This window comes from Stenotrophomonas sp. SMYL41 (assembly GCF_036319965.1).
GTDB classification, from domain to species: Bacteria; Pseudomonadota; Gammaproteobacteria; order Xanthomonadales; family Xanthomonadaceae; genus Stenotrophomonas; species Stenotrophomonas maltophilia_R.
Genome location: NZ_JAWIRX010000003.1, coordinates 179,310 through 202,212, shown reverse-complemented (window position 1 = coordinate 202,212; position 22,903 = coordinate 179,310). Strand labels below are relative to the sequence as shown.

The 22,903-nt window shown below is 62.3% G+C and carries 22 protein-coding genes and 3 pseudogenes; 16 read left to right on the top strand and 9 right to left on the bottom strand.

Annotation, left to right across the window (positions count from 1 at the left end):
• Positions 1-8 precede the first annotated feature (8 nt).
• From paoC to V3B30_RS05030, 4 genes and pseudogenes are all read left to right on the top strand, one after another.
• Positions 9-2,206: pseudogene (gene paoC / locus V3B30_RS05045) on the top strand (aldehyde oxidoreductase molybdenum-binding subunit PaoC).
• A gap of 236 nt (positions 2,207-2,442) precedes the next feature.
• Positions 2,443-3,381, top strand: a complete 939-nt coding sequence (locus V3B30_RS05040; RefSeq protein WP_107379600.1) for an XdhC family protein — start codon at positions 2,443-2,445, stop codon at positions 3,379-3,381.
• Positions 3,381-3,986, top strand: coding sequence for an NTP transferase domain-containing protein (locus V3B30_RS05035; protein WP_107379599.1), 606 nt, complete (start codon positions 3,381-3,383; stop codon positions 3,984-3,986). Before V3B30_RS05040 ends, V3B30_RS05035 begins: the two co-directional genes overlap by 1 nt.
• 1,579 nt (positions 3,987-5,565) lie before the next feature.
• Entirely contained in the window at positions 5,566-6,024 is a 459-nt protein-coding gene (locus V3B30_RS05030; protein WP_239496572.1) for a cyclin-dependent kinase inhibitor 3 family protein, read from the top strand.
• Positions 6,025-6,642: 618 nt separating this feature from the next.
• Here V3B30_RS05030 and V3B30_RS05025 read toward each other — a convergent pair.
• The 3 genes from V3B30_RS05025 to V3B30_RS05015 all read right to left on the bottom strand — a co-directional run bounded on the left by V3B30_RS05025 (position 6,643) and on the right by V3B30_RS05015 (position 9,049).
• Entirely contained in the window at positions 6,643-7,698 is a 1,056-nt protein-coding gene (locus V3B30_RS05025; protein WP_107379597.1) for an alpha/beta hydrolase, read from the bottom strand.
• A gap of 78 nt (positions 7,699-7,776) precedes the next feature.
• On the bottom strand, positions 7,777-8,772 hold the full coding sequence (locus tag V3B30_RS05020) for a multidrug effflux MFS transporter (RefSeq protein ID WP_199849297.1): 996 nt from the start codon (positions 8,770-8,772) through the stop codon (positions 7,777-7,779).
• 4 nt (positions 8,773-8,776) lie between these two features.
• Positions 8,777-9,049 carry a hypothetical protein gene (locus tag V3B30_RS05015; RefSeq protein ID WP_199849296.1) on the bottom strand — a complete coding sequence of 91 codons (273 nt, stop codon included), beginning with the start codon at positions 9,047-9,049 and terminating at the stop codon, positions 8,777-8,779.
• A gap of 540 nt (positions 9,050-9,589) precedes the next feature.
• Between V3B30_RS05015 and V3B30_RS05010 the strand changes: the two genes are divergently transcribed.
• Positions 9,590-10,405, top strand: coding sequence for an alcohol dehydrogenase catalytic domain-containing protein (locus V3B30_RS05010; protein ID WP_107379596.1), 816 nt, complete (start codon positions 9,590-9,592; stop codon positions 10,403-10,405).
• Between the two features lie 63 nt (positions 10,406-10,468).
• Here V3B30_RS05010 and V3B30_RS05005 read toward each other — a convergent pair whose 3' ends face one another.
• From V3B30_RS05005 to V3B30_RS04980, 6 genes and pseudogenes are all read right to left on the bottom strand, one after another.
• Positions 10,469-11,101, bottom strand: a complete 633-nt coding sequence (locus tag V3B30_RS05005; RefSeq protein WP_107379595.1) for a hypothetical protein — start codon at positions 11,099-11,101, stop codon at positions 10,469-10,471.
• Between the two features lie 6 nt (positions 11,102-11,107).
• Complete coding sequence (locus tag V3B30_RS05000; protein WP_199849295.1) at positions 11,108-11,440, bottom strand: hypothetical protein; 333 nt, start codon at positions 11,438-11,440, stop codon at positions 11,108-11,110.
• A gap of 34 nt (positions 11,441-11,474) precedes the next feature.
• Positions 11,475-11,651 (bottom strand): annotated as a pseudogene (locus V3B30_RS04995) (Tn3 family transposase); the annotation flags it as partial.
• 1 nt (position 11,652) lies between these two features.
• Positions 11,653-12,741, bottom strand: a pseudogene (locus V3B30_RS04990) (site-specific integrase); the annotation flags it as partial.
• Positions 12,662-14,395 carry a hypothetical protein gene (locus V3B30_RS04985; protein WP_159054960.1) on the bottom strand — a complete coding sequence of 578 codons (1,734 nt, stop codon included), beginning with the start codon at positions 14,393-14,395 and terminating at the stop codon, positions 12,662-12,664. The pseudogene V3B30_RS04990 and the gene V3B30_RS04985, both read right to left, overlap by 80 nt.
• Positions 14,338-14,643: a hypothetical protein gene (locus V3B30_RS04980; protein ID WP_239496571.1), complete on the bottom strand. Its 306-nt coding sequence runs from the start codon at positions 14,641-14,643 to the stop codon at positions 14,338-14,340. The genes V3B30_RS04985 and V3B30_RS04980 overlap by 58 nt, the downstream gene beginning before the upstream one ends.
• A 120-nt stretch (positions 14,644-14,763) precedes the next feature.
• Between V3B30_RS04980 and V3B30_RS04975 the strand changes: the two genes are divergently transcribed.
• From V3B30_RS04975 to copD, 11 genes are all read left to right on the top strand, one after another.
• Positions 14,764-15,114 carry a helix-turn-helix transcriptional regulator gene (locus V3B30_RS04975; protein ID WP_107379593.1) on the top strand — a complete coding sequence of 117 codons (351 nt, stop codon included), beginning with the start codon at positions 14,764-14,766 and terminating at the stop codon, positions 15,112-15,114.
• A gap of 174 nt (positions 15,115-15,288) precedes the next feature.
• On the top strand, positions 15,289-15,708 hold the full coding sequence (gene copL, locus V3B30_RS04970) for a transcriptional regulator CopL (RefSeq protein ID WP_107380821.1): 420 nt from the start codon (positions 15,289-15,291) through the stop codon (positions 15,706-15,708).
• Between the two features lie 109 nt (positions 15,709-15,817).
• Positions 15,818-17,686 carry a copper resistance system multicopper oxidase gene (locus V3B30_RS04965; RefSeq protein ID WP_107379592.1) on the top strand — a complete coding sequence of 623 codons (1,869 nt, stop codon included), beginning with the start codon at positions 15,818-15,820 and terminating at the stop codon, positions 17,684-17,686.
• Positions 17,683-19,101: a copper resistance protein B gene (locus tag V3B30_RS04960; protein WP_107379591.1), complete on the top strand. Its 1,419-nt coding sequence runs from the start codon at positions 17,683-17,685 to the stop codon at positions 19,099-19,101. The genes V3B30_RS04965 and V3B30_RS04960 overlap by 4 nt, the downstream gene beginning before the upstream one ends.
• A 12-nt stretch (positions 19,102-19,113) precedes the next feature.
• On the top strand, positions 19,114-19,446 hold the full coding sequence (locus tag V3B30_RS04955) for a hypothetical protein (protein ID WP_234368023.1): 333 nt from the start codon (positions 19,114-19,116) through the stop codon (positions 19,444-19,446).
• Positions 19,365-19,886, top strand: a complete 522-nt coding sequence (locus V3B30_RS04950) for a cytochrome c (RefSeq protein ID WP_234368022.1) — start codon at positions 19,365-19,367, stop codon at positions 19,884-19,886. The genes V3B30_RS04955 and V3B30_RS04950 overlap by 82 nt, the downstream gene beginning before the upstream one ends.
• 19 nt (positions 19,887-19,905) lie before the next feature.
• A complete protein-coding gene (locus V3B30_RS04945) occupies positions 19,906-20,415 on the top strand; it encodes a nuclear transport factor 2 family protein (RefSeq protein ID WP_012480215.1) in 510 nt (169 codons plus the stop codon).
• Positions 20,416-20,588: 173 nt separating this feature from the next.
• On the top strand, positions 20,589-20,954 hold the full coding sequence (locus V3B30_RS04940) for a DUF411 domain-containing protein (protein WP_019184727.1): 366 nt from the start codon (positions 20,589-20,591) through the stop codon (positions 20,952-20,954).
• 70 nt (positions 20,955-21,024) lie between these two features.
• The gene (locus V3B30_RS04935; protein WP_012480213.1) at positions 21,025-21,375 is read left to right on the top strand and encodes a four-helix bundle copper-binding protein; all 351 of its coding nucleotides are present in this window, start codon (positions 21,025-21,027) and stop codon (positions 21,373-21,375) included.
• 178 nt (positions 21,376-21,553) lie between these two features.
• The gene (gene copC, locus V3B30_RS04930; protein WP_005413416.1) at positions 21,554-21,937 is read left to right on the top strand and encodes a copper homeostasis periplasmic binding protein CopC; all 384 of its coding nucleotides are present in this window, start codon (positions 21,554-21,556) and stop codon (positions 21,935-21,937) included.
• A 10-nt stretch (positions 21,938-21,947) separates the two neighbouring features.
• Positions 21,948-22,877, top strand: a complete 930-nt coding sequence (gene copD / locus V3B30_RS04925; protein ID WP_017354978.1) for a copper homeostasis membrane protein CopD — start codon at positions 21,948-21,950, stop codon at positions 22,875-22,877.
• Positions 22,878-22,903 lie beyond the last annotated feature (26 nt).

Below are 22,903 nucleotides of genomic sequence, written 5' to 3'. Positions count from 1 at the left end.
CCATGCCCATGAAATTCGACACCCCCGCGACCGACAACCCCATCGACCAGCTCAAGGTCGTGGGCCGCGCCCACGATCGCATCGACGGTCCGCTCAAGACCACCGGCACCGCCCATTACGCCTACGAATGGCACGACGCGGTGCCCAACGCGGCATACGGCTACGTGGTCGGCTCGGCCATCGCCAAGGGCCGCATCGACGCGATCGACGTGCGAACCGCCCGGCGCGCGCCCGGCGTGCTCGCCATCGTCACCGCCGACAACGCCGGCCGATTGGACAAGGGGGCGATGAACACCGCCAAGCTGCTCGGCGGCCCGGAGATCCAGCACTACCACCAGGCCATCGCGGTGGTCGTCGCCGAGACCTTCGAGCAGGCGCGCGCCGCCGCCGCGCTGGTGCGCGTGCGTTATCGCCGCGAACCCGGCGCCTACGATCTGGCCAAGGCCAAGCCCACCGTCACCGGCCCGCAGGAGCGCGCACCCGATAACCGGCTGGGCGACTTCGCCGCGGCATTCGCCGCCGCGCCGGTCCAGCTCGACGCCACCTACACGACGCCCGACCAGTCGCACATTCCGATGGAGCCGCATACCTCGACGGCCGCCTGGGACGGCGACAAACTCACCGTCTGCACCTCCAACCAGATGATCGACTGGTGCCGCAGCGAGCTGGCGACCACGCTGGGCATCGCCAAGCAGAACGTGCGCGTGGTCTCGCCGTATATCGGCGGTGGCTTTGGCGTCAAGCTGTTCCTGCGCAGCGATGCCGTCCTGGCGGCCCTCGGCGCCCGCGCCGCGAAGCGGCCGGTCAAGTTGGCGCTGCCGCGGCCGTTCGTCGCCAACAACACCACACACCGGCCAGCCACCATCCAGCACCTGCGGATCGGCGCTGAGAAGGACGGCAAGATCACCGCGATCGCCCATGAAAGCTGGTCGGGTAACCTGCCCGGCGGCAAGCCGGAGAGCGCGGTCCAGCAGACCGATCTACTCTATGCCGGCGCGAACCGCCTGACCGGGCTGCGCCTGGCAGTTCTCGATCTGCCCGAGGGCAATGCGATGCGCGCGCCAGGCGAGGCGCCGGGCCTGATGGCGCTGGAAGTGGCCATGGACGAGATGGCCGAGAAGCTCGGCCTGGACCCGGTGGAGTTTCGCATCCGCAACGACACCCAGTCGATCCGTCGAATCCCGACCGGCCCTTTTCGCAGCGCCAGCTGGTCCAGTGCCTGCGCACCGGCGCCGAGCGTTTCGGCTGGAACCTGCGCAATCCCCGGCCGGCCCAGGTGCGCGACGGGCGCTGGCTGGTCGGCATGGGCGTGGCCGCGGGCTTTCACAACAACTTGGTGATGAAGTCCGGCGCGCGCGTGCATCTGGACCCGCGTGGCATCGTAACGGTCGACACCGACATGACTGACATCGGCACTGGCAGCTACACGATCATCGCGCAGACGGCCGCCGAGATGATGGGCCTGCCGATGGAGCAGGTCGTGGTGCGCTTGGGCGATTCCGACTTCCCGGTCTCGGCCGGCTCGGGCGGCCAATGGGGGGCCAACAGCTCCACCGCAGGCGTGTACGCGGCTTGCGTCAAGCTGCGCGAAACGGTGGCCCAGCGGCTTGGCTTCGACCCCAAGCAGGCGGAGTTCGCCGACGGGCAGGTGCGCGTCGGCGGCCGCAGCGTGCCGCTGGCCCAGGCCGCCGGTGCGGGCACGATCACCGTCGAGGATTCGATCGAGTTCGGGGATCTGGACAAGAAGGTCCAGCAATCGACCTTCGCCGCGCACTTCGTCGAGGTCGGCGTGGACATGGCGACCGGAGAGCCACGCGTGCGGCGCATGCTGGCCGTGTGCGCTGCCGGCCGCATCCTCAACCCGAAGACCGCGCGCAGCCAAGTCATCGGCGCGATGACCATGGGCGTGGGCGCGGCGCTGATGGAGGAACTGGCCGTGGAGAAGCGGCTGGGCTTCTTCGTCAACCACGACATGGCCGGCTATGAAGTCCCGGTCCACGCCGACATCCTGGAGCAGGAGGTGATCTTCCTCGAAGAGGCCGATGCGGCATCTTCGCCGATGAAGGCCAAGGGCGTGGGCGAACTCGGCCTGTGCGGCGTCAGCGCGGCCATCGCCAATGCGGTCTACAACGCCACCGGCGTGCGGGTGCGCGATTACCCCGTGACGCTGGACAAGCTGCTCAAGCGGATGCCTACCTTCGCTTGAGCGACGTGGCCCTGGGCGCAGCCTCCGCCACACCTGGGGCCCTGCAATGCGCGTGGCTGGCGCGTGCGCCGCGGTCGCGCCGACGACGTGCGCGGCGGTTCGCGTACCAACCTCCACCGATGCTCTCGCCGGCCGATTGCCGACCCGCAACCGGCCTGCACGATGGCGCATGCCGTCATGCCCCGAGCGTCCGCTGTGCCAACGGTGATGAAGTGCCACAACAAGCCCCGGCCGAGATGGCCAACCACGATCTGCCAGCGCCTACGCCACATCCAGCGTTCCTGACCGACGACAGCCTCGACGTGCTGCGCTTCGCCGCCGATGCCTTCGCTGGCGGCGTGGCGACGGTCCTGGTGACCCTGGTGGAGATCCGCGGCGGCGCAGCCCGTCCGCTGGGTGCGCACATGGCCGTGCGGGAGGATGGCCTGTACTGCGGCTTCGTCTCGGGTGGCTGCGTCGAGCGCGCCGTCGCCTTCGAGGCCCTCGACGTCATCGCCTTGGGCGGCGACCGGCAAATGCGCTACGGCCAGGGGTCACCGTACATCGACATCGTGCTGCCCTGTGGCGGCGGCATCACGCTGAGCCTGCACAGGCTGCGCTGCGCGCAACCCTTGTGGGCGGTCTTGGCGGCGGCGGAACAGCGCAGGCCAGCAGGCCTGCGCTACGATCCCGCGCAGCAGACCCTGCAAAGCCTGGCTCACGGTGTGGGCACCGGCTGGAAGGGCCAGCGCTTCGAGGTGGGCTACCGGCCCTGCACCCGTGTGCTGATCCTCGGCCGCTCCGCCGAAGCCGAGGTGACCGCCAGGCTGGCGCAGGCCGCCGGCTACGAGGTCCATGCCAGTGACGGCGCCGAACCGGGCGCCCTGTCTGCGCTGATCGACGCGGACACCGCCGTCGTCCTGCTCTTCCATGACCTTGACCGCGAGCTGCCCATCCTGCAGGCCGCCTTGGCGGCCATGCCGTTCTACATCGGTGCGCTCGGCAGCCACCGGACGCACCAGGTGCGCGTCCGAACGCTGGCCGGACTTGGCTATCTCGCGCAGGACATTGCCCGGATCAAGGCGCCGATCGGCATCTTCCCCAAGGCGCGTGACGCCGGTTCGCTGGCGCTGTCCGTCCTAGCCGACGTGGCCGCGGCGCGAAACGGCGTCCCCGGCAAGACAGAGGCGTTTTGATGCCCGCGCCGGCCACGGCCACCGGACTCACCGTAATCGTCCTGGCCGCGGGGCGAGGCGAGCGATTCCTCGCCTCGGGCGCGACGACGCACAAGCTCGATGCGCTGCTGGATGACAAGCCCGTGCTGTGGCACGTCCTGCGTGCGGTCGAATCCTCGGGCCTCGACTGGCACCTAGTGCGCCCGACTGGACGCACCGCGGGCATGGGCGATTCGATCGCGATGGGCGTCCGGGCGACGGCCGGCGCCTTCGGGTGGCTCGTTCTGCCCGGCGACTTGCCGCTGGTTCGCGCGACGTCGCTGCAGCGGGTCGCCCGCGCCCTGGAAGACCACGCCATCGTCGTCCCCCACCATCGACAGCGCCCAGGACACCCGGTCGGCTTCCGACGCGAATACCTGGAGTCGCTGGTAGGCCTGTCGGGCGACGTAGGCGCTGCGGCGATCGTGCGCGCGTGCAGACAACACGGCGAGGTGCTGGACCTGCCGCTGAGCGATGCCGGCATCGCGTGCGACATCGATTCGCTGGACGACCTGGTGCACGCCGAGCGGCTGCTGTGCGCGCGAAGGCGACGCGCGGCGCGCGATCGGCGCGCCAGTGGAGGCTGAAAGAACCGCTCGCATTCATGAGCTAGGTTCAGTAGCCCTTGCGCAGACATCGCCTTAATCCCGAGGACCTCGCTGCGTACGATTTGCTTGGGGCAGTGGTTCCTCACGGCCTTGCTTTGTGTCCCTTGCTTGCCGGGGAGCAGCCGATATCGCCGAAGCGAGCGACCGGCGCCGTTCACCGGCACGATCACGGTGGTGTCCGAGTACATGGAGTGGCTCAGGCACTGCCTGCAGAGCCGCAAGCTGATCCTCGACGACGCCAAGGCTCCCTTGCATACCGTGGACGATAGGTCTCCAAGGCCAAACAGGCTCAAGCAAGATCCAACGCTACGCAGGAAATCCGTCAATGCAGAATGGGGTGTTATACCCACGGCAATCGTGGCCTAAGCCCCCCCATACGTCGCATCGACAGCAAGTCGGCTCCTCACACCACTAGCCAAAATTCCTGGGTACTTGGCGCACCCCCGGGATTGGAGTATTTCCTCCAGCACTAGAGCTTCCAGCTGCTGCTAGCTTCCAGCCAGTAGCTCATGCCCAACGGCAGGAAAGTCTCCATCGCAACATCCAGGATCAACGGCCGTCGCCAACCTTGACCTGGCAAGAAGCAAAAATCCTTCAGGTCGAGGGTTCCAGCTTGATCTCGTCCAGCCAACCAGATGCATCTGCGTTTGATCTCGCGATCCAGTGCTCGCCTCGCGGCATCTTCATCTAGACCGCTTTGTATGAACTCCGACGCAGAATTTCGCATGCTCGCCCACAGTACGTAGCGCTTTCGCCCTAAGCTGAGTGCGTGCCATTCAGGCGATCCAACTGACTGAAGCCTGTCTCCAAGCTGTGGTTCCAGCCGATGTTTCCGCAGAAGGTTTGCCAAATACGCTCGAGCTTCAGTGGATGCGATTGAAACACCCAGACTCCTCCTCACATCGGGCGCGCACTCGGCCGACCACTGGGTCAGTGATCTGGTCAATGCCGCTTCGAGGTTTAAGTCACTGCTAGACCACGGAGACCTGTAGGACCACGCTAGGGGTTCATACAGAGATCTTGCAGCAAGCCGAGAACGTTCGATTGGCACCCGATGAAGCACGCGCAGTGTCGCAAGCGTGTCAAGCGCCTGCGAGGCCAATCCTTCAGCAGCTATTGGTGAACTCGCGGTTCTCGAGCGTTCTAGCGCGCACCACGCGCACGCAAGAAAGGGGCCTATTGAACGAACGAAATTGTCCAGTTCAGGCCAAGGCGGGATGAGGGTCGGTTGGCTAACGACATAGGCCACAGAGCCCTCAAATCGCGATACCAACCGTCAGGATATCAACCTGCCCACCGCCTGTCTATCTGACTTTCCGATACGCAGCGTCATCAACTCCATCTGGTTCTCCGATATCTGCAATTACGATATCCTTGCTGTGGTGCTAATGGACTGCAACGCTCCAAAGCACAAGGCAACGCGTTCAGGCAGGTTGGGAGAGCCGATATGATGCGCACCAGTTTGAGCCACCCGCTACTGATTGCAGGACTCCCCGTCGGGGCCTGCGGAGGGGGCATTGGCGTGACATTTGCGCCCGGCAAGTACCAGGAAGTATCCATGACTGGAGCGTGGGCGAGAGACCTAGAAGCGGACATCTTGGCGATTCGCCACTGGGGTGCTAAGCATCTGATCTCCCTGCTTGAACCTTGGGAGTTCAAAGACCTTCGAATCGAGAGCTTACCGGAGGTAGCGGCGGCGAAGGGCATCTCATGGTATGGATTGCCAATCACTGATGGAGCAGCACCAGATGACAGGCTTCTCCAAGATTGGCTACAACTAAGTACAGAGTTCGTCGCCGACATGCGAAGTGGACAAAAGGTCGTGGTCCACTGCAAGGGCGGACTCGGACGCGCTGGAACGGTGGCTGCCATGCTTTTGCTACAGTCTGGAGAGGCTAAGAAGGCGTCGGATGCCATCCACATGGTGCGACACGCCAGGCCCGGCGCAGTTGAGACCAGAGCTCAAGAGGAATTCATAGAGCTCTGGGCGCGCAGCCTTCATCCGGGCGAAGCTTGACGCTTGCCTGCCGGGGGGCAGGGGAGCAGGGGAGCAGCCAACTTGACGTTGCGCCGAATGGTTCTAGCGGCGACAGAGCACTTGCAGAATGATAATGCAGTGCATCCACGAACCACATTGTGATCAGGTAAGAGACGCGCCAAAGTCGACAACATGACCTGCGTGCAGCCACTCTGGGGCACTGCTGCTAAGAGAGGCTCGGGCCACGGGCCTGAACTCTCGAGCTTCTTGTGCATGTCTTCCACGCCAGGAAGATTTCTGGCCTCCTGCAATCCAACCAATCTCAGGAGCCAACAGCCGTTCAAGTTTGCTGTGACTTGCGACGTGAAACGCCAAGTCGCACGAACTAACGCCTCACTTTAAGGGGCATGGAGATAGCTGGCTGCGATGGAGTGCAGATCAGAGTTTGGCCAATCGAATCGATCGATGGACCATCCACATAACGCCTTCACAGCCCTGGAACGGAGGACCCGGTCCTAAGACCCGATCCCCGTAGGCCTGTCGAATCTCGCTCAAGACTCCTGCTGAGCTCGATTGCGTTGACCCAGTTCTTTTGCCTTCCTGTTCTGACACTGAGAAGCACCGGAAAGCCAACGTATCTCGATCACGGCTATTCAATCAGAGGGTTCGCCCAAAGAAGCTCTTCAGGCGATCCGAGATCTGATCAACATACTCCGGCACCCAGTACGTTTGGATATGCGAGGCACCGTCGATGAGGACAAGCTCTTTGTCCTTGGTGCCGGTGGCCTTTTGAATCGCCTCCTCGGACATGTAGAGGCTGTCGGCCCGGCTGCCTGCAATCATGAGAAGCGGCTGATCAAGAAGCTCCAATTGATCAGTTGCATCCCACGTCATCAGGTCCATCATGCTGCTAAGCGTGTAGCGAGCCTCAGAGTTTGGGTGCGCATGGGTCTTGGTGCAATACACGATCCCCTCCCGGTACATTTCAAACGGCAACCTGGCAACCTGCTCGTCGGTCAGTGCAACGGCATTCGCATATGGGACTTCCTCACCTGCAGCCTCAGTCGCTCGCGCCTGGGCAGCCTCCTGCAGTCTCTTTCCAATGGTAGGAATCTGCGAGTCCATAAATCCATTCCGGCGAACGCGGCCGGAATTGAACATGCTGATCGTGGCAACGGCTTTGAAGCGCTTGTCCGACTCGGCAGCTTTCAGCGAGTAGCCACCGCCACCACAGATACCCAGCAATCCCAAGCGTGATGCGTCCACGCCGGCATAATTGGAGATGAAGTCTGCCATGCCATGGATGTCCTCAACGCGATTCTTCGGCTTGTCGACATAGCGCGGAGAGCCGGAAGAACCGCCTTGGTATGCGGCATCGGCCGTGATGGCAATGTACCCTTGCTCAGCAAGACGCTGCGCGTAGAGCCCAGCCACTTGTTCCTTTACACCTCCATTTGGATGCGCGACAACGATTGTCGGATACTTGCGGTCGCGCCCATAACCTACGGGAGTGTACACATTTGCCGCAATTTCCAGGCCATTAAGCACGTACCTGACCGGATACATGTTCACTTTTCCAGGTGCATTATCCGTGATGGCTCCTTCATAGGCCAGGGTAAAGGGATTCTTGCGGTAGTCGGCTTCGTCTACGCTCATGGTCGTTGCACCAAGTACCGCGGCAAGCGCGGCGCTCTTCAATTTAATGCTGGGCATGTTACTTATCCTGGATTGATTTACGTTGAAAATTGGTAAGCGAGGACATTTCAGGACCCATCGCTCTACACGTGTCTGTTATTGGCAGGCTCGACGGTGGATCCACGTTAGGGCGAGCAGGACAACAAGCGACGCCGAGCTCCCCACGGCCGCTGCGCCCATGATTATCGCCATGGCCGCGGGGGTCCCATCGGAGAACCACCCCACCAAGGCGGCGCTGAATATTCCACTCCCGTAGTGAAGCGCCCCTAAGAGCGAGGACGTCGCTCCGGCGCGCTGAGGGTGATCTGCCAGGGCGCAGGCGACGGAGTTGGCCACGATCAGGCCATTCATCGATACGTATACGAGTACTGGAATCACCAAGCCGGCCAGCCCCCCAATCCCGGTCACACCGGTAATTACGATTGCCCCGCCTGATGCGAGAAGTATGGTTACGCCCACGCGGAAAATCTGATCACTGTGAAAACGTGGCAGCAACCGGGCATTAGCCATGTTCGCGGCCATCATCCCTACAATATTGATGCCGAACAGCCAGCCATAGGCCTGGGCAGACACGCCGTAGAAATCAATATACGCAAACGGCGTCCCGACGATAAAGGCATACACGCCGCTATAAAAGAATGCTCCAGACATCGCATACGCGACTAGTTTTGGGTCTTGGATGAGGATCCAATAGTCCTTCAGGGCGTGCACCAATGGCGCGCGTGCTCGCCGGTGGGGAGGTAGGCTTTCCGGAAGCCAGAACAGCGAAGCACCCGTGACCAGCCCAATTCCCGCAAGTAGCCAAAAAATTTCGTGCCAGGAGCCAAGCGCCAGCACCTGACCGCCGACCAATGGTCCGGCGAGCGGCGCAATGCCCATGATCAAGATTAGGGTGGACAGCTTCTTGGCAGCCTGCTCGCGGCCATAGAGGTCGCGAACCATCGCCCTTGATAGAACCGGCCCCACGCAGGCTCCCAACGCCTGAAGTACGCGCCACGCCGTCAACTGCTCAACAGTAGTAGACATGGCACATCCCGCGGAGCCCACTACGAACAGACCCAAACCAACAGCAGTAGGGCGGCGACGGCCCACTCGGTCACTCAAAGGGCCATATCAGTTGGCCTAGGCTGAATCCAATCAAAAAGCCGGAGAACGTCAGTTCGATCGAAGCTGCGGTAGTGTGCAGCGCATCCACCAGACTCGGGAGCGCGGGAAGGTAAATATCTGTTGAGATTGATGCAAACGACATCAATGCACTAAGGATCAGGAGGACCCTCAGCTCCTGCTCAACGGCCGTTGTGCTGCGGCCCGCTTCCGGCCCATCGCCGAGGCATGTGCGTTCACGCTGGCAGGAATCTTCGTGCGACATCGAATATGGATCGTCCGTAGAAGGGGGAGCCGACGTTATGCGGCTTAGATGATCCTAAGAGGCTGTCGTCACGGGATTAAGCCCGCAGGCAAGGACTCACTACTGAGCCATCCTGATAAATAGGCGCCGTCACTGAATCGCCCCCGGTTGCACGAGGGGGGCGGCGCGGTGATTCATCGGTCTGACTCAGCAGCCTATTCGCAATGACGGCATGTAATGGGTGCGGCCGAATGGATACGCTCGGAGCGTGGTGTCGCGCGCCTTGAGCGCCTGATACGTCAATCGCCCTAAATGGATGGCCAACAATGCACAACTCCAGCGACAACCCATCAGAGACTGCGACAGAAACAACCCAGGCCGGACGCCGGCAGACCCTAAAAATGGTAGGGGCCGGCCTCCTCGCCGCGCCCGCAGCCGCCGTGCTGGCTCAAGCAACGCCTAGGAACCATAACGGCTTGGGAAGCGGCGCACACACTTCGCAGGCTACTGCCGGCACAAGCCGTAAGCGGATTGCGCAAATGACCGCCTTCCGGGGGGGGCGTGAACGTCATCGAGATGCCGATCGAGCGTCCCCGTCCAGACGGGGCCATCATCAAGATTGAGGCAAGCGGCATTTGCCGTAGCGACTGGCACTTCTGGAACCAGGACATGACATGGCTCGGCCTCAATCTGCGACTGCCCGCGAACACCGGACATGAAATCGGTGGCGTTGTGGTTGAGGTAGGGAACCAGGTGCGCAGTGTAAAGGTCGGCGACCGTGTGACCGCTCCCTTTCATGAATCCGACGGCACCTGCCCGCACTGCCGCGCAGGTCTCCAGAACCTGTGCGACAACGGGGTTGTAGCAGGGGTTATGCGCGATGGTGGCTGGGCAGAATACGTTACGGTGACCTCTGCTGATCTCAACTGCATCAAGCTTCCTGACGAGGTATCCACGGTTTCTGCTGCGGCCTTGGGATGTCGATACATGACGGCGCATCGCGCTGTTCAGGCGCAGGGCAGGGCGCGACCGGGCGAGTGGGTGGCAGTTCATGGCTGTGGTGGTGTTGGACTGTCTGCAGTGCAGATCGCCAGTGCGAGTGACGCGTTGGTGGTCGCCGTAGATGTCGATGACCGCAAGCTTCAAAAGGCAAAGGAAGAGGGAGCCCAGTTCACAATCAATGCTACTGGTCTGACGCCGCTTCAGGTCGGTGAGGCCGTGAAACAGGCAACGCAGGGTGGGACGCATATCTCCATTGACGCGCTGGGCCGCGCCTTCACCTTCCATCAGTCCTTCCATTCGCTGCGTAAGCGCGGCAGGCACGTCCGAGGGTCGGCAGGGATTCGTGAGAAAAACAGCCTAGTTGCGCTCAACTAGCTGATTCGATTGGATTCTTGCGCACTTCGATCCCAGTAAATCGCATCTCTAGTGCGAACGCCCTCAAGCTTTGGCCTGTTCTTGCAGCCACTGCTGGGCCAAGCCCACGAGGTCCGGATAAATCAGTTCCTCGTACTCCAGATCTGCGGCGCCACAGATGTCGGGAAGCTCTGCGGAGAATCTTGTATAGGCGTTGAATATTGCCGTTTGCCCAGGAATCTTCGACCTGCCTGACTCGGCCACCAGCCACGAGCGAACGATTCGGCACAGCGTTTGCGGCTGGCCGCCATGGGCCTTCAGATCCTGGCCCGCGATATCCGAAAGACATTTCTGACTCGTGTACTTTGTCTGTTCGAGGATAAGCACCGAGCGTGAGGCATAGGCGCGACCAGCGATCTTCTTGCAACCAATTACCATCCCAAGCTCAAACGGCATATTGAATCGGGGTAGGTTGTTTGTGTCGTCAAGCGCCACCGCCGACAAGTCATGAATGCTGTAGGTCGACTCTTTGATAAGACGCACAATCTTATCCATCCTGACATCCCCGCCATCAGCCGCCTCTAGCGCGGAGCGCGGTTGGAAGCCACATGCCAGGATAGTGAAGACCATGCAATCAAACAGGGCGCGATAGTCTGTCGTGAAAGGGCAATTGATGAAGACGTAGTCAGGGTTGATTGCTGCCTTAGTCCTTGCCATGGTCGGCTACTTCTTCTTGGCCACTTTCCGGACCGCAGCGCTACGCTCTGACTTCGACAGCGTGCTGCCGATGATGGCGAAGGACTTGACCGGAAACGCACTTGCCGAACGCTGGGTCAGCACGCTGCCGGCTAAGCTTTTCGCACTCTTGGAGCTGCCTTTGCTGGTCAGCGTCTTGGATGCCAGTGATGCTGCGCGTTCGGAAGACTTGTTCTTGGTGCGCGATTGAGACAGCGCACTGCCGGCAAGAGACTTGGTGGTCTTCGACGCAGCACTGTTTCGCAGGGTCTTGGACGCCTTGCTGGCCACTTTCGCCCCGGTTCTCTCATTCTTCGGCATACGTCACCTGTAATCGCTTCAATGTTGTCAGAGTCTATTTGAGCGTTGGTTCGATCATAATCTCGGTAAACTCAAGCGGTGCCACCTCTCGCTCAAGGTCCAGGGTGTAGTCGCCAAACCGGTTGATATGACTGGTCCGGTAAGGGGACAGGCCCCCTAACACTTCCGGATTCAATTCTACGCCTTCGGCCTGGAGGACTGCCAAGGTGCGGGTCGGCGGGTGATGCGGTCAGCTGGTACTGGGTGCCGTCCATGTCCAGGCGGTGCGCCCGGTAAGGTGCCAACGTCATGGCTTCCATCCGGGCTCGGGCCTTGGCAACGCCGCGTCCCTTGGGCGTGAACGGGGTCAGCAGCAGACGCAGTACGAGGGTGATCTGCGGCGGTGGTTCGGCCGCCGGACCAGGCAACGCCACGGTAGTGCCTGGGGGGCTTTGCAGGCCAGCCTCCATTTTGTGCCGTGCAAACGGGTCACGACCCTGGATGTAACGCATGGCAGAGTGGACATCACGCCATCCCACGTATTCCATCAAGGCCTTCACATCCCAGCCATTGTCGTTGGCCCATCCGGCAAACCCACGTCGCAACGAATGGCTGCTGTAGCCCGCCACCGCCTCCAGTCCGGCGCAGGTGAACAGATCGCGTAGCAGCGGGATCAGACTGTTGGGGTGCAGCGCTTTCTCGCCGAGATGTCCCCATTGGTCGACGCCATGAAACACGGGACCGGAGGTGATGGCGCAGGCCTGCAGCCATTGCGAAGTGGCAGTGACCGGGCACAAGCGCGATAGGGCGGGGACCTTGTAGGTGTTGCCCTGGGATTGCCGATCGCCCTTGCTGCGGGGCAGGAAACAGATCATGCCTTCGTTGGGCACGATGGTCAGGTGCTCGATCCGCAGGCGGATCAGCTCATCGCCGCGAAATCCCCGCCAGAAGCCCAGCAGCACCAGAGCCCGGTCACGCATGGCCCTCAAGGCGCCAGCCTGGTCGCTGCGGCCCTGACTGGCCAGAATGGACGCATCCAGCCAGTCGGCTACCTGGGTCAGTTGGCTCAACTGCAGGGGCGTAGCCTGCTTCTCCACACGTGGGTGCAGGGTCTGAATCCCCTTGAGGACCTTGCGTACCAGGGGGGCACGCGTCGGATCCACGAAGCCGTGTTCGCCGTGCCAATGCGCCAGCGCCGCCAGACGCTGCTTGAGGGTGTTGATGGCCAGCAAGGGCGCCTGCTCAGCCAGGTAGCGGGCGACGCTGTCGGGTGTGGCGGGCAGGTGGCCGCCCCATTCGATCTCGAAATGACGCAGCGCCGAGAGGACTGTTGATCACCCCCACCATGCGCGTTTGCCGATGGTTGAACTGCAGCAGGTAAGCCGGAGGCGCGTCGGTCTGCATCGGTACCTCCCACATGCCTTTCTCGCTCGCCGCATCCGCCGCCGCCTTGAAGCGGCCGCCATCTAGCAGTTCCACCGGCGCGCAATCCGTCGGGCAGAGCGCGGCCAGACCCGGTGAGCGGAGAGAGCTGTCGTCCAAGGCCACGGCCTGCAGCAGGTTGAAGGCGCGCTCGTGCACGGCGTCCTGGGAGAACATGCGCTTCATGTCGGTGCGGCCAACCGGTGTGCAAACATGCACGATGATGTACGCCACCGCTTCGACTGCCTTTTTCTGAAACTCCTTTGTAGTTGCATAGGACGACAGCGTCCCGCGGGCAAAGCCCAGTCTCAGGACTAGATCACCGCATTCGTCCTCGTCCAGGGACACAGATAGCGAGCGTGAATGTTGGGAGTCATCCACCTTGACCAGCAGGCGATCATTGCTTGGGGCCAGACGATCAGCAAAGGCCGTGGCAGCAAATCCTTCCAGGGCTGCGAAAATCGCCATCACCAATGCATGCGATTCGTACGTGGTGACACCTTCAGCGATCACTTCGCACCCGACGATGCGTGTGCGCAGCGTCTGGGCGAGGCCTGCCTCCCACTCGATGCGACCTGCGTCGGCTTTCCAATCCATCGCCTGGATCGCGGCCAAGTCGGTCCCATCGGTCATGTCCTTCAAGGCTTGTTGCGGGTGACCAAGCAACGCCAAGGTGACCTGCTCGGCCAAGTCCAGTTGACGTTCGGCCAGGATAGGCGGTGCGATTGAGATAGCGCGCGCGTGCTCAGGTGTGGCTTGTGCGATTGCCCAGGCCAAGCGAGCTTCGATGGCTTGCCGTTCGTCGAAGTAAGCCGTCTTGGCGTGGTCGGACAAGTCCAGTGCACTGGCCATGACATCGGCGTACGCCAAGGCTTCCAGCAGCAGCGGCAAGCGACCGGCCGCCAACTCCACCCAGGCTAACCGCAATGCGAAGTTGAGCGAGTCGAAAGAGATCTCCGCATCCTCGATCACGCTGCGCAACGAACGGCTCAGGCCCAGCAGCAAGTGCGCGCGGGCTGCCCAGAACAAACCCACCTCGCAATACGCTTGGGAGGCGATCCAGGCTCCTTCTAGGTAAAGCTCACGGGAGTGCTGTCGCTGCAGCAGCCCAATAGCACGCCCCAGCAAGCGCAAGGCCTCCTCCGGCGCCTTCTTCTCTACCTTGTGTGTTGCGCGGTCCAATAGCTGGCGCGCTTGAGCGTGCGCGCCGAGGCGCTGGCCCACCAACTCGCCAGCACGATCGGCGATGGCATCGATCCCCTCAACCGTGAACGGGAGTTGGGCAAACACGGAAATCGTCTCGCACAGCGACTCCACCGGGTAATCGGGCAGCCTCTCGACTTCACGCAGCAACGTATTGAACCCCTTGACGATCTCGGCTTGCCGTTGCGGATCGTGCGGATCGGCTAGGAAGCCCAAGCGCAGAAGATGGGTGTGTGCCATGGCCGCATCGGTAGGATGCGAGCGGCGCTTGGCCAGCGGTTCTAACCGCTGGCTCAGCCGCTGACGTCGTGCTTGCAGATCGGCAGCACCGGCAGGCAGGCGAAAGCCCATTGCAGATCTTCGATGGGCGTGACCTCAGCATCGGGTCGGATCTGCCATCGATCCGCTGGCCAGGGAACTTGGATCAAGGCCAAGTCTCGCAGCGCGTCCAGCACCAGCAAGGTAGAGCGGCGTGTGGGCGCCACCGGTATGCGTCGTAGCTGCGCGGCCAACAGTGCGGCCAGGAAAAGGGTGCCACGAAGGCCCAACTCCTCGATGCTGGCGCCCCCAGATGGCGTCATTGACGAGGTTCCGGGCATTCGGTTTCCGGGGATGAGGGAGCGGCGTGGCTCCTGGCGGTGACGGCGCTACCGGTGTCGCCGGTTGCCTCAAAGCTAAGAATATCTTAGTATGCAAGCCAGGGTACATCCGCCATCCTTATGGGGTCTCCATGGGGTGCGCGCGTGACTTTGTCCGTCGACTCAACACCGACCTTCGCTCGACGCCTCAAACAAGCCCGCCTGCACACGGGTTTGTCGCAGAAGGAGTTGGGCATCCGGGCCGGTCTGGATCCTCACGTAGCCAGCCCCCGAATCAACCAGTACGAGCGTGGCAAGCACGAGCCCAAGCTGGAGACTGCTGAGCGGTTGGCCCAAGCGTTGGGGATCCCCGCCGCCTTCCTTTACACCGACGATGATCTGCTGGCCAAGTTGCTCCTGCGCTGGGGCTCGCTAAGCAAGCAGCAGAAGCGCGAGTTGGTGACGCTGATCGAGGCCACGCCCGAGAAGTAAACCGAACAAGCGCTCGCCCTATGGGCAACTCTTCGCCTCAATCCGCCCTTCGGGTGCTCTTGGAGGGAACTGCAATAGCCGTGGCTAGTGCGACTGACAAGTCGCGGCATCTCAGTCCTGCTTGAGATTTTGTTCACGACCGATACACGCGCGCCTTGTCTAAAGTGGTTTACCATGTCGCCCGTGTCAGCCTCCTCACTACTACTGCGACTGCTTCTGATCGCCATGCTCGTGCTCAACGGCGCGTGGTCGGCGTTTGCGTCCGTCAGTATGAGCCCGGTCATGGAAGAGCAAGCCAGCGAAGTGGCTGCCGCGGTGCAAGTGGTCGAAGACTGCATCGCCCATCACAGTGCTGAGCATCATCCCGATGCCACATCGATTGAAAAGGCTGGCACTGGGCATGGCGACCATGCCGGTCCCGACTGTTGCAAGTCTTCTGCGTGCCGGTGCGCCTGCGTACACGCCTGCGCGAGCGCACTTCCTGCGCGCCTGCATGTTTCGGTGCAACTGGCCTTGGGCCTGGATGTCATGCCGCTGCCCCTCGGGCATGCGGCACCTGCCTTGCCTCATCTGATCCGACCACCGATCGGCTAAGCGTCCCTAGGCGCCGCGATGGCGCTGCTGGTGTGGCATGCCTGTTTAGGCCAGCCGCCCGCTCTGTACCACCGCCCGCCGGTGGCAACACGACGCTTGGAGCATTCTCATGTCGCATGATGATTTTCGTGGTCCACTCGGTGGACCGCTGCTGCCTTCGCGGCGGCGATTTGTCCAAGGCTTGGCCTTGGGAGGCGCAGTCGCAGGATTAGGTTTCTGGCCCAAAGCCAGTTGGGCGCTCAAGGGGCCGGGGCAACATAACGTACTGTCGGGCACCGAGTTCGACCTGACCATTGGCGAGACGCCGATGAACTTCACCGGCAAGACCCGCACCGCGATCACGGTCAACGGGTCCGTTCCGGCGCCGTTGCTGCGGTGGCGGGAAGGCACCACGGTCAACTTGCGTGTCTCTAATGCATTGCCCGCTAACTCCATCCATGGCGCGGACACCTCCATCCATTGGCACGGCATCATTTTGCCGGCCAACATGGACGGCGTGCCGGGCCTGAGCTTTGACGGTATCGGACGTGGTGAGACCTACCACTACAGGTTCACCCTGCATCAGGGCGGCACCTACTGGTACCACAGCCACTCAGGGTTCCAGGAACAAGCCGGGCTCTATGGCCCGATCGTCATCGACCCATTGGAGCCGGAGCCCTTCAGCTTCGATCGCGACTACGTCGTGATGCTGAGCGATTGGACAGACCTGGACCCGACGGCCCTGTTCGATCGTTTGAAGAAGATGCCGGGCCATGACAATTACTACAAGCGCACGGTCGGCGATTTTGCGCGCGATGTGAAGCGCAACGGCCTGTCGGCAACGTTGGAAGATCGCAAGATGTGGGGCGTGATGCGGATGACGCCCACAGACCTGTCCGACGTCAACGCCAACACCTACACCTACCTGATGAACGGCACGACCTCACTGGGCAACTGGACCGGTTTGTTCCGCAGTGGCGAGAAGGTGCGCCTGCGTTTCATCAATGGCTCTGCCATGACGTACTTCGATGTGCGTATTCCGGGGCTGAAGATGACCGTGGTGGCGGCAGATGGCTTGTATGTCCATCCGGTTTCCGTCGACGAGTTCCGCATCGCGGTCGCAGAAACCTTCGATGTGATCGTGGAGCCCTCCGGGCAGGACGCATTCACCATCTTTGCCCAAGACTCCGGTCGCACCGGCTACGTCAGCGGCACGCTCGCCGTGCGCGAAGGATTACGCGCGCCCGTTCCGTCTGTGGATCCCCGGCCGCTGCTGACGATGGCAGACATGGGCATGGATCATGGATCGATGGATATGGCTGGCGGCAGCAAGGGCATGGAAGGCGGCTGTGGTGCGGCCATGGGCATGCCTGGCATGACCCCACCTGCCAGCGGTAACGCGACCTCGGCCCATGCAGGCCATGCGATGCCCGCCGCCGGCGATGGTGCCATGGCAGGCATGCAGCACGGGGGCATGCAATCACACCCGGCCAGCGAGACCAACAATCCCCTGTTGGACAACCAGGCCATGAGCGTGAGTTCGCGCTTGGATGATCCGGGTAATGGCCTGCGCGATAACGGCCGTCATGTACTGACGTATTCCATGCTCAAGAGCACCTTTGAAGACCCTGACGGACGCGACCCCGGTCGCGAGATCGAGCTGCATCTGACCGGACACATGGAGAAATTTTCCTGGGGCTTCAACGGTCAGAAGTTTTCCGATGTCGAGCCGCTGCGGCTGAACTACGGCGAGCGTATGCGCATCGTATTGGTTAACGACACGATGATGACCCATCCCATCCATTTGCACGGGATGTGGAGTGACGTGGAGGACGACAACGGCAACTTCATGGTGCGCAAGCACACGGTGGATATGCCGCCGGGTAGCCGACGGACGTATCGCGTGCGAGCCGATGCGTTGGGCAGCTGGGCGTTCCATTGCCACCTGCTTTATCACATGGAAGCCGGAATGATGCGCACGGTGAGGGTCGACGAATGAACATCAATAGACGCGATACCACCCTGACTGCGCTGACGCTGGCTATCTCGCTGGCCCTGGCCAATGCGGCCAGCGCCCAATCCATGCAGCACGGCTCCATGCCGATGGAGCAGGGCGCGCAGACTCAGGATCACTCTGCACATCAGGCGCCTACATCAAAACCTGCGCCAGCCCAAACGCCTGCAACACCGGCCAAGACGAGCGAAGCGACGATCGATCATGCGGCGATGGGCCACGCCGCGCCGCCGGCTAAAGCAGCCGAGCCTGCCATGCAGGGCATGGACCATTCGCAGATGGGGCACGGCTCGCCCGCGAGCACACCTGCGGCGCCCACAGCACGGGCGCAGTCGATGCAGGGCATGGATCACAGTCAGATGGCACGGCCCGCTGCAGCCGACACCTCTGGTACGGCCACGCCTGCGATGCAGGGGATGGACCATTCCAAGATGGGGCACGGCGCGCCTCCGAGCACACCCGCAACGCCCAAAGCGCAGACACAGTCGATGCAGGGCATGGATCACAGTCAGATGGCACAGCCCGCGGCGGCCGACACCTCCGGCACGGCCACGCCTGCGATGCAGGGGATGGACCATTCGCAGATGGACCATGATTCGCCCGCGCCCGTTACACCAGAAGCGGGAATGCAATCAATGGAGGGCATGGACCACAGTCAGATGGGACACGGGCCTGCAGCGCCAACGCAGCCGCGCACCCCGATTCCCGCGGTGACGGACGCGGATCGCAAGGCGGCCATCGCGCCGGAACACGCGCATCCGGTGCATGACAACTCGATCAAAAGCTATGTGCTGCTCAATCGCCTGGAAACCTGGGATGCCGATCCGGGCACCGGGCTGGGCTGGGAGGCCCAGGGCTGGATCGGTACGGACCTCAATCGCGTCTGGCTCCGCAGTGAAGGCGAACGCACGGATGGTCAGACCGAGTCGGCTGATCTGGAAGTGCTCTACGGCCGCAGTATCTCCACATGGTGGGATGTGGTGGCCGGTGTGCGTCATGACTTCAAGCCTGGGGCATCGCAGAACTTCGCCGCTATCGGTGTACAGGGCTTGGCGCCGATGAAGTTCGAAGTGTCCGCCACAGCCTATCTCGGCGAAGGGGGCCAGACGGCCGCCAATGTCGAGGCCGAGTACGAATTGCTGCTAACCAACCGGCTGATCTTGCAGCCGCTGGTGGAAGTCACCGCCTATGGCAAGAACGATCCATTGCGCGGGATAGGTTCGGGTCTGAGTACCGCTGAGGCGGGGCTACGACTTCGTTATGAGTTCACCCGAAAGTTCGCTCCCTACATCGGCGTGGTGTACGAGCGCGCGTTTGGCAATACCGCAGACATGCGACGCGAGCATGGCGAGTCCTTTGAAGACACGCGCTTGGTCATCGGCCTTCGTACCTGGTTCTAAGGGGAACTGACAATGAAATCCAACAAGAAGATGTGGGTATGGCTCGGTGCCGGCTTGGGATTGGTTGCGGTGGTCGCAACCGCCACGGTCTCTCTGGGCGTGTACAACGTGGCCGCCGACGATCCGCATAGTCGCCCGGTGTATGCGCTACTTGAAACGGCGCGCGAGCGTTCCATTGAGGTGCGCGCCGCCAAGCTTCAGCTACCCACGAACCTTGATGATCCTGAGCGTATCCGCCAGGGTGCGGGCAACTACAACGCCATGTGCGTGACCTGCCATCTTTCACCAGACGCGGCGGCCACCGAGATGAGCAAGGGCCTGTATACCCCGCGCCACCGAACCTAAGCAAACAGCCGGTCGCTCCAGCTGAGGCGTTCTGGGTGATCAAGCACGGCATCAAGGCCAGCGGCATGCCCGCTTGGGGCGGCAGCATGGACGATGAGTTCATATGGAACATGTCGGCCTTCCTGCAGAAGTTGCCCACGCTGGACGCGACTGCGTACAAGGAACTTGTCGACAGCAGCGAGGGCCATTCGCATGGCGGCGGCGAGACGCAAGGCCACCATGACGACGAAAAGGCCGAGGATCACCCTGCCTTATTCGAGCCGGGCAACAACTCCATGCCGCATGCGCACCAGCCGGGCGTGGACGACGATCACCACGGCCCGACACCCAGCGACACGGAAGTCGGGTTGGTGAGCCACGGCCATCCCGACGGCAAGGTGGAGTCGCACCCTGCACCACACACGCCCGTGGCCGATGACGGCCATGCGCACACCCATTGATCTCCTTGGAGCCCACGCAATGAACGCAACAGCAATCTCGTTCACCCTCGCACTGGCACTGGCCGTCGTGTCCCCCGCAATGGCGCAGGCGACACAGCCGCACGCACATCACCCCGCTGCCGCGGCATCTGCGGACGTCGACGTCCCAGTCACTGCAGAGGCCGCGGTCGCCGTAGCGGAGCGTTTCAACAGGGCCCTGTCTAGCGGCGATCTGGCCACGGTCGAAGCCCTGCTCGCTGCCGACGTTCTCATCCTCGAGTCCGGGGGCGCCGAACGCAGCCGCGAGGAATACATGGGCCATCACGCAGTCAGCGATGCGGCGTTCCTCAAGGGCGCCCATCGCCAGCTGCTCCGTCAGCGCGCACGAGCCGCTGGCGAGTTCGCGTGGGTCGGAACCGAAAGCGAGTTGCATGCCCAGAAGGACGGCCAGCCACTGACCGTCCAGAGCGCCGAGACGATGGTGCTGAAGGAGACCGCGGACGGCTGGCGGATCGTCCACATCCACTGGTCCTCGCGGACCAAGCGCTGAGTCGAGAGATTGAAATGACTACGCTCACATTGCACCGTCTGACTTTTGTGGTCCTTGCCGTGGCTGGTCTGGGTGCTTGCACCCAGGATGCTTCATCCGCGCAACCCACAACCTCGCCCTCCGCACAGGTTGTCGTCCAATCAGCCGACGCGACTCCAGCAGCCCTGCCACGCATGACCGTCCACAAGACCCCGACCTGCGGGTGCTGCGGTGTCTGGATCGACCACGTGCAGAAGGCGGGATTCACCGTGGATGTGCACGACATGGATGACCTGGGTCTGGTCAAGGAGCGGTTGGGTGTCCCCTATGCAAAGGGCTCCTGCCACACGGCCGAGATCGGCGGATACGTCATCGAAGGCCACGTTCCGGCCGCGGACATCAAGCGTCTCCTCGAAGAAAAGCCGAACGCACGCGGCCTGGTCCTCCCAGGGATGCCGCTTGGTTCTCCGGGCATGGAGGTCCCGGAGGGACGCCAGCAGCCGTTCACGGTCGAGCTGATCCATCGCGACGGAACCACTGAACCGTTCGCACAGCACTGATCCGTCGCAGCAACAGGGGACGGTGTTGCGGGCGCGCCGATTCTCGCCCGCGAGGAAGAAGGAGAACTACATGACTCACCATTCCGCAGCACACCGGCCCCAGGCCATGAACGAGTGCATCGACAACTGCACGCAATGCCATGCGATCTGCCTGGAGACCATCAACTACTGCCTGACCAAAGGAGGTGTTCACGCGGCCCCGGAGCACATCGCCCTGTTGGCGACGTGTGCCGATACCTGCGCAACCAGTGCCGACGCGATGCTGCGCGGTGCCAGCGTTCACGACGTGGTTTGCGGTGCCTGCGCGGAGATCTGCCGCCAGTGCGCCGATGCATGCGACGCCATGAACGACCCTGAGATGACGCGCTGCGCCGAAGTTTGTCGCCGCTGCGCGGAAAGCTGCAGCGCCATGGCAGCGTAATGCGTCGAGGATCCCGCCTGAGCCGGTGGGATCCTCGTCTCGCGAAAGCGGAAGTATCAAGAAAATCCGACAAATCGTGGTTTCAGTGACAGTCCGACATCTAACGCTTGTCGCATCGAACACAGCGCGGCCCCTCCCGAACGGGCTTTGCATCACATTCCAATGAGGATTTATCCATATGAAGTCGTCCAACGTCATTCGCTCCTTCGCGCTCGTCCTCGCAATCGCGGCCGGGCAGTTTTCGCTGCAGGTCGCGCACGCCCACGCCGCGCTGCAGCAGTCCACACCGGCGGCAAATGCGGTGGTGGCCTCGCCAGGCCAGATCGATCTCGTGTTCAACGAGACATTGATTCCGCGGGCGTCGCGTCTCAAGTTGCTCATGAAGCACGGCAGTTCCACCATGCCGATCGAGAATTTCACGACCGAGATCGTCAACAACGGCAAGACCCTGCGTGCCAAGTTGCCTGGACCGCTGGCTCCGGGCGTCTATACCGTGGAATACCGCGCCGTCGGTGGTGACAACCACCCCATGCCGGGCAGCTTCAGCTTCACGGTGCGCTGAGGAGTCGCGAATGTTCGACCTGTCGGCTTATGCACTGAGATTCTTGGAATACCTTGTCATCATGGTTCTTTTCGGGGTTCCACTCTTCGGTTGGTACGGGTCGCGTCGATCGGCACTCGCCGACGCCTTGGCCGGGTGGTCACTCATGGGCGTTCTATTGGCGGGTGCCGTAGCCGGTCTCGTGCTCACCGGGCTCGATGTCGTCTTCAAGACCGCGGGCATCATGGGAATGCCGCTTGCCGAGGTTGATCGCGCATCGCTTGGCTGGTATCTGCTCGAGACGTCCGCGGGCCGGGCAGCCATGGCGAGAGGCGCGCTGCTGGTCGCTCTGATGTTCGTGCTCGGATGGCATCGTCGCCGCGGGAAGGTGGAGACCGCCTTCCCGCTGGGGGCGATGCTGGCGGGCGGCGCACTCGCTTCGCTGGCATGGAACGGCCACGCCGCCGCTGGCGAGGGCTTGGCAGGCGCGGTCCGGCTTGCTGCAGGCATCGTCCATCTTCTCGCGGCAGGCGGCTGGATCGCAGCGGTCCTGATGTTCCTTGCCATGCTGCTGCGCGGCAAAGAGACGAACGGCAGCGGGCGTCTGCGATCAACGCATGACTTTCTGCATGGTTTTTCGACGCTGGGAACGATCTTCGTTGGTGCGCTCATCGTGTCCGGCATCGCGCACTACGGGGATCTCACCGCGTGGTCGTTTTCGGCCCTGTTCCAGAGCACCTACGGGAAGTTGCTGCTTTTCAAACTGGCCCTGTTCGCTGGAATGCTGGGTTTGGGAGCGCTGCACCGATGGACGCTGGTGCCGCGCTTGGAACGAGCGCTGACCAGCGGAGATCCCGCGCAGGAGGTGCGGGCTTTGCGGCAGAGTGTTACGGCTGAGGCCGCGCTGGCCATCTTGATCCTGATTGTTGTTTCAGTGCTCGGGACGCTCAGCCCCGAATAGCTGTGTAACCCGCAATGGCACACTGC